The 12457-nt window shown below is 55.2% G+C and carries 10 protein-coding genes; 5 read left to right on the top strand and 5 right to left on the bottom strand.

Annotated elements, in window-relative coordinates:
* Positions 1 to 371 precede the first annotated feature (371 nt).
* On the top strand, positions 372 to 1181 hold the full coding sequence (locus AFL22_RS17620; RefSeq protein WP_010670211.1) for a serine protease: 810 nt from the start codon (positions 372 to 374) through the stop codon (positions 1179 to 1181).
* Between the two features lie 58 nt (positions 1182 to 1239).
* On the opposite strand, the gene hrpA is transcribed toward AFL22_RS17620, so the two are convergent.
* Positions 1240 to 5142 carry an ATP-dependent RNA helicase HrpA gene (gene hrpA, locus AFL22_RS17615; RefSeq protein ID WP_052271827.1) on the bottom strand — a complete coding sequence of 1301 codons (3903 nt, stop codon included), beginning with the start codon at positions 5140 to 5142 and terminating at the stop codon, positions 1240 to 1242.
* A gap of 257 nt (positions 5143 to 5399) precedes the next feature.
* On the opposite strand from hrpA, the gene azoR reads away from it, so the two are divergent.
* Positions 5400 to 5999, top strand: a complete 600-nt coding sequence (gene azoR, locus AFL22_RS17610) for an FMN-dependent NADH-azoreductase (RefSeq protein ID WP_010244651.1) — start codon at positions 5400 to 5402, stop codon at positions 5997 to 5999.
* Between the two features lie 64 nt (positions 6000 to 6063).
* Here the strand turns inward: azoR and AFL22_RS17605 are convergent, their stop codons facing one another.
* From AFL22_RS17605 to AFL22_RS17595, 3 genes are read right to left on the bottom strand one after another with little or no spacing between them, the layout of a single operon-like run.
* Positions 6064 to 6402, bottom strand: a complete 339-nt coding sequence (locus tag AFL22_RS17605) for a YdbL family protein (protein WP_010244649.1) — start codon at positions 6400 to 6402, stop codon at positions 6064 to 6066.
* 11 nt (positions 6403 to 6413) lie between these two features.
* A complete protein-coding gene (locus tag AFL22_RS17600; RefSeq protein WP_009090058.1) occupies positions 6414 to 6602 on the bottom strand; it encodes a YnbE family lipoprotein in 189 nt (62 codons plus the stop codon).
* The gene (locus AFL22_RS17595; protein WP_052271826.1) at positions 6599 to 9229 is read right to left on the bottom strand and encodes a YdbH family protein; all 2631 of its coding nucleotides are present in this window, start codon (positions 9227 to 9229) and stop codon (positions 6599 to 6601) included. Before AFL22_RS17595 ends, AFL22_RS17600 begins: the two co-directional genes overlap by 4 nt.
* A 146-nt stretch (positions 9230 to 9375) precedes the next feature.
* Between AFL22_RS17595 and AFL22_RS17590 the strand changes: the two genes are divergently transcribed.
* Positions 9376 to 10368 (top strand): 2-hydroxyacid dehydrogenase, encoded by a 993-nt coding sequence (locus tag AFL22_RS17590; protein WP_010244644.1) that lies wholly within the window; start codon positions 9376 to 9378, stop codon positions 10366 to 10368.
* A gap of 31 nt (positions 10369 to 10399) precedes the next feature.
* On the opposite strand, the gene AFL22_RS17585 is transcribed toward AFL22_RS17590, so the two are convergent.
* Positions 10400 to 10675, bottom strand: a complete 276-nt coding sequence (locus AFL22_RS17585; protein ID WP_003853763.1) for a DUF333 domain-containing protein — start codon at positions 10673 to 10675, stop codon at positions 10400 to 10402.
* Positions 10676 to 10859: 184 nt separating this feature from the next.
* Between AFL22_RS17585 and AFL22_RS17580 the strand changes: the two genes are divergently transcribed.
* On the top strand, positions 10860 to 11516 hold the full coding sequence (locus AFL22_RS17580; protein WP_010244641.1) for an MgtC/SapB family protein: 657 nt from the start codon (positions 10860 to 10862) through the stop codon (positions 11514 to 11516).
* 213 nt (positions 11517 to 11729) lie between these two features.
* On the top strand, positions 11730 to 11990 hold the full coding sequence (locus AFL22_RS17575) for a hypothetical protein (protein ID WP_033771847.1): 261 nt from the start codon (positions 11730 to 11732) through the stop codon (positions 11988 to 11990).
* Positions 11991 to 12457: the final 467 nt, after the last annotated feature.

Genomic DNA, 12457 nt, shown 5'->3' with positions numbered 1-12457 from the left:
CCACAAAAAAGTAGCTAAACCAGCTGCACAGAAAGCTCAGGCTGCTAAAAAAGTTCACCACAAAAAAGTTGTGAAACCAGCAGCTAAAAACTAAGGTCGCCTTCAGCGCACGGCCACGAGATGATGATTAAAAACACCCGGTTCTGCCGGGTGTTTCTTTACTGGAGTGGATGATATGGTGCGTCGCTATCGCTTCGAAATTATTCTGCTGGTGATGATCCTGTGTGGCATTGTTGCAGCAAGCTTTTTTGTTTAACCGCTGTAGCGTACTGATTAACCAATAAAACTCCCTTTTTCAACGCTCACCGACTATAGTTACCGTACTTACGTAATAACAATAACGTTAATTTTTTCTCGCCATTGAGATTTCTATGCGCCTGGCTACCCTGTTAATGGTTGGACTCTTCAGCTTTGCCACCACGGTTCATGCCGATGATGACGATGACTCGCCTACTCCTGCTGAAATTAAGATGCTGTTTTTCGGTAAGGATCATCGCCAGGCAATCACCGATATTACCGCTGCCCCCTGGGATGCCATTGGTCAGCTGGAAACCGAAAGCGGCAACCTCTGTACTGCCACACTCATCTCTCCGCATCTGGCGCTGACCGCCGGACACTGCCTGCTTGCCCCGCCGGGTAATTTCGATAAGCCGGTTGCGCTGCGATTTATGGCCAGCGATAAAGGCTGGCGCTACGAGCTTCATGATATTGATGCGCGGGTTGAACCCTCGCTGGCATCAAAGTTAAAAGCGGACGGTGAAGGCTGGATCGTGCCGAGCAGTGCAGCCCCCTATGATTACGGCATCGTGATTTTACGCAATCCGCCCTCAGCGATTACGCCTATTCCGCTGTTCGATGGCTCACGCAGCGATCTCACTGCGGCGCTGAAGCTGACCGGACGCAAAGTGACGCAGGCAGGCTATCCGGCTGATCATCTGGACACGCTTTACTCCCACAGCGATTGCCTGATTACCGGCTGGGCGCAGCGCGCCGTGTTGTCGCATCAGTGTGACACCCTGCCAGGTGACAGTGGTTCGCCACTGCTGCTCAATAGCGATAAAGGCTGGCAGTTAATCGCGGTACAAAGCTCAGCACCGGCAGCGAAAGATCGCTACCTGGCTGATAACCGCGCGATTTCGGTCACCTCGTTTAAAGATAAGCTGGAATCCCTCGCGCAGTAGTCCGCACTCTCACTCGCCATCATCGGATGCGCGCCGGTTACGGCGCGCATCCCGGCACTTAACCCGCTATCTGCTCCATCATCTGCAGAATACGCTTATCTGAGATGGGATAAGGCGTACCCAGCTGCTGAGCAAAGTAACTGATTCGCAGCTCTTCGATCATCCAGCGGATATTTTGCACCTCTTCATCATCCTGACGCTGCGGCGGCAACTTGTTGCGCCACGCCTGATAAGCCTGCTCCACTGCCTGCACTTTTAACATCCGCGCACGATCGCTGTGCGGATCGGCAGGCAGTTTTTCCAGTCGGCGCTCAATCCCATGCAGATAACGCAGCGTATCGGCCAGTCGCTGCCAGCCGTTGCCGGTGACAAAACCGCGATAAACCAGGCCACTTAACTGCGCTTTGATGTCAGATAACGCCAGCGCCATGGTCATATCGACCCGGCCCTTCAGACGCTTATTAATGTTGAAGACTGCCGTCAGGATCTGCTCGACCTGCTTCGCGATGGTCACCACGGTTTCATTGAGTTCGCCGCGCACTTTGTCACGCAACTGCTCAAACGAGGTTTGATCCCAGGCCGGACCGCCCGCTTCCCCCATCAGCTTGTCGATGCCACAGGCGATGCAGTCGTCAATCAGCTCCAGCACTTTGCCATAAGGGTTAAAGTAGAGTCCGAGCTTGGCTTTGTTCGGCAACTTCTCGTGCAGATACTTAACCGGTGACGGCACATTCAGCAGCAGCAGGCGACGCTGACCGCGCCACATCATTTTTTGCTGCTCCTGCTCGCTGTCAAACAGGCGAATGGCGACGCTCTCTTTCTCGTCCACCAGCGCAGGCCAGGCTTTAACCTGGTAGCTGCCGCGCTTCTGTTCATAACTGCGTGGCAGATCGCCAAAACTCCAGATATGCAGCCCGCTCTGCTCCAGCCCGTCATCCGCCACTTTCGACAGCGTTTCCTGCACTTTGTCTTTCAGCTGTGCCTTAAGCGCAGTGAGATCTTTACCTTCCAGCAGTTTACGGTTGTGCTCGTCGACTACCCGGAACGTCATTTTCAGATGATCGGGCACCTGTTCCCACTGCCAGTTTTCCCGCTCCAGCGTGACGCCGGTCATGCGGCGAAATTCCCGCGCCAGCGCATCAGGCAGCGGCATCTCCATCGCTTTCACTCTTCCTAAGAACGCCTCGGCGTAGTTGGGCGCAGGCACCAGGTTACGGCGCAGCGGCTTTGGCAGCGACTTAATCAGTGCGATGATTAGTTCACGGCGTACACCGGGGATCTGCCACTCAAAACCGCTATCCTCTACCTGGTTCAGCAGCGGCAGCGGAATATGTACCGTCACGCCATCCGCATCTGCGCCAGGCTCAAACTGATAACTCAGCTTCAGTTTGAGGTTGCCCTGATGCCAGAAGTTGGGGTAGTCGAGCTGACTGACTTTATCCGCGCCCTCTTTGATCAGCATCTGCTTGTCGAAATTCAGCAGTTCTGCGTTTTCGCGACTGGCCTGTTTCCACCAGCTGTCGAAATGCTTCGCCGAGACCACCTCTTTGCCAATGCGCTGGTCATAAAAAGCAAACAGCGTTTCGTCATCAACCAGAATGTCGCGGCGACGGGATTTGTGTTCCAGATCTTCCACTTCGCTGCGCAGCTTCTGGTTTGCGCGGAAGAAGGCGTGTCGGGTCTGCCAGTCGCCCTCCACCAGCGCGTGACGAATAAACAGTTCACGGCTCAGGGTGGGATCGATGCTGCCATAGTTAACTTTACGGGCGGCGACAATCGGCAGGCCATAGAGCGTGACTTTTTCGGTGGCCATCACCGCGCCCTGCGATTTCTCCCAGTGCGGTTCACTGTAGCTGCGCTTGATCAGATGCTGTGCCAGCGGCTCAATCCACTCTGGTTCAATACGGCCCGCCGTGCGGCCCCACAGGCGGCTGGTCTCGACCAGTTCCGCCACCATGGTCCACTTCGGCGGCTTTTTAAACAGCCCGGAGCCAGGGAAGATCGCGAAGCGGGTATTGCGCGCGCCGGTATACTCCTGCTTATCGGTGTCTTTCTGCCCGATATGCGACAGCAGACCGCTTAACAGCGCGCAGTGGACGGGCTGCAGCTCAGCCGGTTCACTGTTAACCGGAATGCCCAGTTCACGCACCACCTGCCGCAACTGGGTGTAGATATCCTGCCATTCCCGCACGCGCAGATAGTTAAGGAAATCGCTTTTGCACTGGCGGCGGAAAACATTCCCGGACAGCGCTTTCTGCTGCTCCGCCAGGTAGTTCCAGAGATTCACATAGGCGAGGAAGTCGGAGTCTTTGTCGGCAAAGCGCCGGTGCTTCTCGTCGGACGCCTGCTTTTTATCTGCCGGACGCTCACGCGGGTCCTGAATCGACAGGCCAGCGGTGATAATCATCACTTCGCGCACGCAGCCAAATTTCTGCGCTTCCAGCACCATCCGCGCCAGGCGGGGATCCACCGGCAGCTGCGCCAGCTGACGCCCGGAACCGGTGAGCTTGTAGTGACCGGTCTCTTCGTTCAGGGTCAGCGCGCCCAGCTCTTCCAGCAGGCGGACGCCATCCTGGATATTGCGCTTATCGGGCGCTTCCACAAACGGGAAGGCGGCGATATCGCCGAGGCCCAGCGAGGTCATCTGCAGGATGACTGACGCCAGGTTGGTGCGCAGGATTTCAGGATCGGTAAAGGCCGGACGACTCAGGAAGTCATCTTCCGCGTAAAGGCGGATACAGATACCGTCTGAAACGCGGCCGCAACGCCCTTTACGCTGGTTGGCAGACGCCTGTGATATCGGTTCAATCGGCAGGCGCTGCACTTTGGTACGGAAACTGTAACGACTGATACGCGCCGTACCGGGATCGATCACATATTTAATCCCAGGCACCGTCAGTGAGGTTTCCGCGACGTTGGTCGCCAGCACGATACGACGACCATTGTGCGACTGAAACACCCGGTTCTGTTCAGCGTTCGACAGCCGTGCATAGAGCGGCAGCACTTCGGTGTGTGGCAGATCGCGTTTGTTCAGCGCGTCGGCGGTATCACGTATTTCACGCTCACCACTCATGAAGATCAGGATATCGCCCCGACTTTCCCGGCCCAGCTCATCTACGGCATCAAAAATCGCCTGCAGCTGGTCACGATCGCCATCATCCGCCTCTTCAACCACCGGCCGATAGCGCACTTCAACCGGATAGGTCCGGCCTGAGACCTCAATCACCGGCGCATTATTGAAATGACGCGAGAAACGCTGTGGATCGATGGTGGCGGAAGTGATAATCACTTTCAGATCGGGGCGACGCGGCAGCAGCTCACGCAGATAACCGAGCAGGAAATCGATATTCAGGCTGCGTTCGTGCGCTTCATCAATAATGATGGTGTCATATTGCATCAGCAGACGATCCTGCTGGATCTCCGCCAGCAGAATCCCGTCGGTCATCAGTTTAATCTGCGTCAGGTCACTGACCTGGTCGTTAAACCGTACTTTATAGCCGACGCAGCCGCCCAGCGAAGTGCTGAGCTCATCGGCAATGCGATTCGCCACGGTACGTGCGGCCAGACGGCGCGGCTGCGTATGACCAATCAGACCCGTCACACCACGCCCCAGCGCCAGACAGATTTTCGGCAGCTGCGTGGTTTTACCCGAGCCGGTTTCACCGGCGACAATCACTACCTGGTGATCGCGAATCGCCTCAGCAATATCCTGCTGCTTCTGACTGACCGGCAGATTGTCCGGGAAGGTAATGGCTGGCGTGGCCGCACGGCGCTGGGCCACGCGCTGCTCGGCTGCGATAAAGTCCTGCTCAAGCTCGCTGACAATGCCCTGCTGTGCCTCAGGATTTTTAGCTTTTCTGGCACCCTGTAAACGGCGCTGTAACCGCTGGCGATCGCGCAGCATTACGCCGTCGAGGCGTGACCAGAGCGCTGCCAGTGGGGAAGTATCGGGAGATGACATAATAGTGACGTACCTTACTCAGACGGTGTCGCTGCCTGAAGCAGCGCCCTGCAAGCCGGGATAACCAGCTGATTCAATAAAAATAATTGCGCGCATCATAGCACATTCTGAACTGTTCCGGCGGCTGGCCCCGGTTACGCTTATTCAATAAATTCGAACATGGGTCTCGAAATATTGCGCTTTCACCGCGCCATCGATAACCGTAGAGTGTAAACCATTGAGCGGAAAGTCTTCCGCGTAACAGACAGGAAACCACCATGAGCAAAGTTTTAGTTCTGAAATCAAGCATTCTTGCAGGCTACTCACAATCAAGCCAGCTCGCTGACTTCTACATCGAACAGGCAAAGGCCCAGGGTAAAGAGGTTACCGTACGTGACCTGGCGGCTAACCCGATCCCGGTACTGGATGGCGAGTTAGTGGGTGCAATGCGTCCCTCTGATACCCCGCTGTCACCTCGTCAGCAGGAGGCTCTGGACCTGTCTGATGAACTGATTGCAGAACTGCAGGCTCATGATGAAGTGGTGATTGCCGCGCCAATGTACAACTTCAACATCCCTACGCAGCTGAAAAACTATTTCGACCTGATTGCCCGTGCTGGCGTGACGTTCCGCTACACAGAAGCAGGCCCGGAAGGTCTGGTTAAAGGCAAAACGGCAGTCGTTATCTCCAGCCGTGGCGGCATCCACAAAGATACCCCTACTGACCTGCTGACCCCTTACGTCAAGCTGTTCCTGGGCTTCATCGGCATCACTGACGTTGAGTTCGTGTTTGCTGAAGGCATCGCTTACGGTCCGGAAGTGGCCAGCAAAGCGACCGCTGAAGCGAAAGACGCTATCAAGCAGATCGTGACGGCATAAGTCTCACTCATCTCAGGATGACGCTGTAAAAGACCGGGCCATGCGCCCGGTTTTTTTTCGCCGGTTACTGACTGCTCTCTGCCGTTTTTCTCAGCCACTGACCGTTAATGCCGCGCACATATTCCCCCGCTGCCGCACGGCTCACCAGCTTCTGTCCGGCAATACTGGCGACATCGGCCGTGGAGAGATTATTCTGTTCTGCCAGTCGCTGATACTCCTGCTGACGTCCGGCATTAATACGCTGCACCAGTGCCAGCGTTTCACTATCCTGCGCACGTGCCGCCAGATAGCCGGAGAGCGTTTCACCTGCCCGCCCCGATTGCCGCGCCTGATCCAGCGTCAGTGCCCAGGCAGGCTGCGCCATCGTCAGGGCGAGGAACAACACCGCGCTTATGCGTTTCATCGTTGCTCTCCTCAGAACAGACCGCTCTGGTTTTTCAGTAGCGCTTCCACGTCTTTATCGACTTTGATGTGGATCTCATGTTCGATTTTCACGTTCATGTTGATGGTGATGGGATCTTTAGGTGCCGTGACTTCAATGCGCGGCACGCAGCCGATGCTCAGCAGTCCGGCCGCCAGAACCAGTAGTGCCCTCAGGCTCATGGTGAAGTGTCCTTGTTGGATGGCAAATTCGCATGTTGCTCTAACCAGGATTGCAAATTATCGCCAAAGCGCAGGCTGCGCCAGAGCTGAAACAGGTTTTCCTGATGATGATAGTTGAGATTGACTGTCTGACGACGGTTACTGAACTGGCTGACGCCCTGCACCTGCGCCTCCATGGTGAGGTCGCCAAGATTATCCAGATTGATCGTGGCCCAGCTGCGGGAGACTTCCATATAGCGTAACCAGTCCAGCGCGGCGCCCGTCGCCACGTTATTGCGGGTAATCGCATCCGCCATATCTTTATCCAGCCGGAAGGTCAGCGGACCGCTGTTGGCAATCCACCCTTTCTCCACCAGCCAGTGTGGATTATTGAGCCACAGCGGCAGCTCACCGTTGACCTTGCCCGACATGGCAAACTGTTTAGGTTTCAGCGCCGTCACCAGCTCGCTGAGGCTGATATTGCGCAGCGACACCCGGGCTGGCTCATGCTGCGGCATGCGCAAAGCGGGCAGCGTAATTTGTCCGCCCAGCAGATCAAGGCTGACATCCTGCAACGTCAGCGGCGCCTGTTCGGACCACGGCCAGTTACCCTGCAGGTCAGCGCGAATATTCTGCATCGCAAACTGGTTCTTAACCTCGGCAATGCGCAGTGATACCGGGCCATGCTGACCAAACTGCCATTGCTGCTCATGGAATCTGAACGGCAGCGAGAAGTCGATACCGTTAACCTGGCTGTCAGGCGTCCAGATGCTGCCCTGTTTTACCGTCCAGTGGCCTCCCGCCTGGAAACCCTGTTCACTTGCGGCGGAAAAAGCGACCTGTGCCTGCAAACGGCCGCCCTGGATCTGCATTTTCATGTCGGGGCTGAGCAACGGCTGAAACACCGTCAGCGACTGTGCCGGCCACCAGGCCTGGCCGCGCAGCCGTTCGCCATCCCAGCGGCCGTTAACCCGCAGCGGGCCAACCTTGCCCGCTTGTAAACTGCCTCGCCAGATAAAATAGCCGGGATCACGACCTTTAGCCTCAAAGTCGAGCGTGGAATCTGCCAGATGTCCGCCATAGCTGAAGCGGGTCTCTCCTGCCTGCAGGCGGAAATGCCCATTGAACGCCGGATGCGCCGCATCACGCTGCCAGTTTACCGGTTTAGTCAGTGTCAGACGCGGTTTTGCAACGTTGACACTGCCATACGCCAGCTGATTAAAACCGGTGGACAAGGTATCCAGATGGATCAGGGTGTCGTGCCAGCCGCCCGTGCCTTTAACATCCCAGCGCGCCTGCAGCGGCAGCATCTCGCCACCTCCCCAGTAGCGCCAGTTCCATTCGCCCTTATCGGGCCAGAAATCATTGGCGCGGCCATCGAGATGCAACCGGAAGCGGCCAAAACTGGCATCGTGCGCATTCAGAATGGCCTGCAGGCGGCCATCAATACCCTGCGAGGAGAGTCGTACGCCCGCCAGCGGCCAGCGCGCTTCGTCCACTTCCAGCGTTGACAGCAACCGGCCCCGCAGGCGCAGCAGCGATTTAGGTTGCAGCACCAGTTGAGGATCGAGCAGCGAGCCGCTGAGCACGCCCGGAATGGAGCCGTAAAGTTGCAGGTCGGCCAGCTTGCTTTCGCCGGTTAGCTGAAACGGCAGGTTGCTGTTGGTCAGGCTGAGGTTGCCGGGCCCGACGCCGAGCACCACGTTGCCCTTGCCGCCGCGTCCCTGGGTCAGCAGGTTAACGCGACCGCTAATCTGGCTACTTTCAAGGCCAGACTGCCAGTTATCCAGCGTCAGGTTAACAAACCCTGATAGCGGCTGAGCCTCCAGCGGCCAGAAGTATTCGCCCTTTTCAATCCGAATCTGATCGCGGCTGATCTGCCACGGCAGTCTGAGAAGCGGTCGGGTCACTTCGGCCATTGCCACGCGTAGCTCGCCCTGCTGCTGCTGCCAGTTAAGCGTCAGCTTCAGGTGATGCGGCAGCGCGTCCAGCGCCAGCTGTCCGGTCACCTCGCCGTTCACCGGCAGATCAGTGGCAAAGGTGGGTAACGCCAGATGACCACTCAGCGTGACGGGTTCAGGAAGTGCAGGATGGGTGAGCGTCAGGCGACTGATAGCGAGCTGCTGACCGGTCAGCGTTGCCGCCAGCTGCAGATTATCGCCCTGATAACTGAGTTGCTGGCGATCTTTTTCCAGCGTCAGATCCAGCGCGCCCGCATACGTCTGCCACGGCGTAACAATTAATTTGCCCAGATGAACGTCGGCGCCAGGCAGCATTGCCTGCCATTCGGCCAGCGTTTTGGGGGCTGCCGTGCTGTCATCACTGGCCGGTAATTTTTGCAGGCAGGTGCTATCCAGCGTCAGCTCTGACGCATTCAGTTTCCAGCGCGACTGATGCCAGCCCAGCGATACCCCCTTTACCGTTGCCAGGGAGCAATCCCCTGCGAGATAACGAAGTTGTGGCAACCACAGGCCACCTTCCCGCCAGCGCGGTGCGCCCGACAGCTCAATGCGGGTATCTTCAGGTAGCCAGATGCCGACCAGCCGCGGCAGCCATTGCGTGACAGTCAAGATCAGGCCGAGCAGCAGCAGAATCAGCGCCAGAATGGCGGCCAGCCGTCGCCGGAACATCCGTGGCATAAAAGCCATAATCCTTTTCCTTACAGTATCCTGACAACGATGATGGCATGTAATCTGCCAGAGGTGAAGGTCTGCGCCGGACACAAGTCAGCTGTTTCAGCAAAGTCAGTCAGAAAACGTTATCCTTGCTCTATCACCTCTGCAGGAGCACAACGATGAAAATCGCGGTTTACAGCACCAAACATTACGATCAGAAATATCTTGAGCAGGTCAATCAGCAGTTCGGCTTTGAACTGGTGTTTTTTGACTTTTTACTCTCTGAAAGCACCGCCAAAACCGCTGTGGGTTGCGATGCTGTCTGTATCTTTGTAAACGATGACGGCAGTCGCCCGGTGCTGGAAGAGCTGGCCGGGCTGGGTGTGAAATATATCGCGCTGCGCTGTGCCGGTTTCAATAATGTTGATCTGGCTGCTGCAAAAGAGCTGGGTCTGGAAGTGGTGCGCGTGCCGGCCTACTCACCGGAAGCGGTCGCTGAACATACTATCGGCCTGATGATGACCCTGAATCGCCGTATTCATCGCGCTTATCAGCGTACCCGTGACGCAAACTTTTCGCTCGACGGCCTGACCGGTTTTAACATGCATAACAAAACCGCGGGTGTTATCGGTACCGGTAAAATCGGGATCGCGACGATGCGGATTCTGAAAGGTTTTGGTATGCGGCTGCTGGCGTATGATCCCTACCCGAGTGAGCAGGCGCTGGAACTGGGCGCGGAATATGTTGATCTGAAGACGCTGTTTGCTGAATCCCACGTCATTACCCTGCACTGCCCGCTGACGCCGGAGAATCATCATCTGCTCAACGCCGATGCGTTTAAACAGATGCGTGATGGGGTGATGGTTATCAACACCAGTCGTGGTGGCCTGATTGATTCACAGGCGGCGATTGACGCGCTGAAACAGCAGAAAATCGGCGCGCTCGGCATGGATGTTTATGAGAATGAACGTGATCTGTTCTTTGAAGATAAGTCGAATGATGTGATTCAGGACGATGTGTTCCGCCGTCTGTCGGCGTGCCATAACGTGTTGTTCACCGGCCATCAGGCGTTTTTAACCGCCGAAGCGCTGACCGCCATTTCTGAAACGACACTGAATAATCTCAGCCAGCTCGACCGCGGTGAAAACTGCCCGAACCGGCTCTCTGCCTGACTGTGCTGGCCGGAGCAATCCGGCCTGATCATCAGCGCGCGCAATTCCCGCCAATTAACGCCTGCTCATCACACCGACGTCCATTGACTAACTGACACATCCCCACTCTTGAGCCATCCAGCTGATGCGAAAATGCCAGCGTTCCACCCGCATTTGAACAGGTGCTTTCTGCCAGGGAAGACATCACCACCCGTGGCTGGATGTGGGCGGCGGTGGCTTGTTGCGGTGGCTCGTTATCATCACTGTTGCTGCTGCAGGCAGAGAGTAATAATGCGGCACCGGCCAGCAAAAAAGTGGCTGCTTTCATCAGTCGGACTCCGGGAAGTGGGGGAAAAGGCTGGCTCAGCATATGTCAGGCAGCACAACGGGTCGAGAGGTGAAACAGCTTTTTACAAAATTCTCCGGCGTCATTTGCAAGCAGAATTATCTTGTTTACCTGTTATCGCTGAACTGTCACCCTTTTTCGGCCCTTATTAATTCGGAGTAAAGCCATGTTAATGGATATGTTAATTCGCATAGCGCTGGCCGGTATTCTCGGCGGCCTGATCGGCATGGAGCGCCAGATGCGGGCCAAAGAAGCGGGACTGCGTACCCATATTCTGGTCGGTATCGGCAGTGCGATGTTTATGCTGGTATCGAAATATGGCTTCGCCGATATGCTCAATAGTGACCATGTGGCACTGGATCCCAGCCGTATTGCTGCCCAGGTAGTCAGCGGCATGGGTTTCCTTGGCGCAGGCACCATTATGATTCAGAAGCAGGTGGTGAAAGGCTTAACCACGGCGGCGGGATTATGGGTGACTGCGGCGATTGGTCTGGTGATTGGCAGCGGCATGTATGAGATCGGCATTTATGGCACGGTGCTGGCGCTGGTGGTGCTGGAAGTCTTCCGCCGCCTGAGCCATTTTCTCATCGGTAAACATCATACGCTGCTGGTTTTTCTTAAACCCAAAAGTGTGCCGCTGGTGCTGCTGGTCATGCAGCGGGAAGGCATTCGATACGGCAATGTGACGGTGATTAACCGGGATGAGGAGAGTGGTCTGTGTGAGCTCAGCGTTCAGGTGACGCTGTCCCGCAAATCAAACGATGCTCACCTCTACGATAAGGTCATGGAGATCAAAGGAGTTCAGTCGCTGGAGATGATGTAAATCCCTCTACATAAAGATCATTCCTGCTGAACACAGGCCGGTCAGCGCCAGGACGTTGCAGAAGGGAGTTATCAGTAAGCACTGCCTTCTGCCCTCTCCATCAGATTCATCTATTATCATCATCATGCAGCCTGACCTGAGATATAGAGCCCGCCGGGAATTAATGTCATAATCCGTGATTGTTTATTAAGGTAACCATTTATCCGGTGAAAAATGCGCCAGAACTCTGACCATCGTGACGAAACCCTGTCCGCTTCTGTACGTAAAAGTAGCTGGCCGGTACTGAGCATGCTTATCTTTACGCTGATTGCGGGCGCTATGGCCATCATGATGATCCTGGATCATCGTAATTCCGTAAATAATGCGCTTGAGACCGGACAGTGTCTGGTGGGGGAAGGCGCTGAAAGTTTGCTGGAAGTGCTCAGACATTTTTTACATCATGCTTATCGCTGGATTTTTAAAGCCTGTGGCTAGCAATAATAAATTCAGTGCAGCAGGAAATGCAGCAATCCGTGTCGGTTTACCAGCAACAAAACGCCGCAATACATGACTGCAACATAGCAGAGTAAAAAGAGTATAAGCGTCAATATAAATCGGACACCATAATTTTTTATATCGTGAGTGTTTACCGGATGTCTCATCGAATTTAAAGTTTGCTCCGTCCTTATTCACATATATAGCCAGCAATTTAACGATTTGTTTCGCTGCCCGCATTACCATGATGTGCGGAACGATGAAGTCACAGCTGGTCTCTCAGGAAAAACAGTTATGAGTGTAAAAATTAAAGCCGCCCTTTTTAACTTTCACATTCACTTTAATGGCTTTAATTTCACCCGTCTGCTTTGAAAAGCAACAGTTTTGGACGTGGCGATATGTGCCAGTAAAATCGATTCAGATTTAATGGGATACAAAAAAACAGTGATGCCTGTGCATCTTACGTA

The organism is Pantoea sp. CFSAN033090, assembly GCF_001264395.1.
GTDB lineage: Bacteria > Pseudomonadota > Gammaproteobacteria > Enterobacterales > Enterobacteriaceae > Pantoea > Pantoea agglomerans.
The sequence above is the reverse complement of the archived record's forward strand: the minus strand, read 5'-3'. Positions and strand labels throughout refer to the sequence as shown.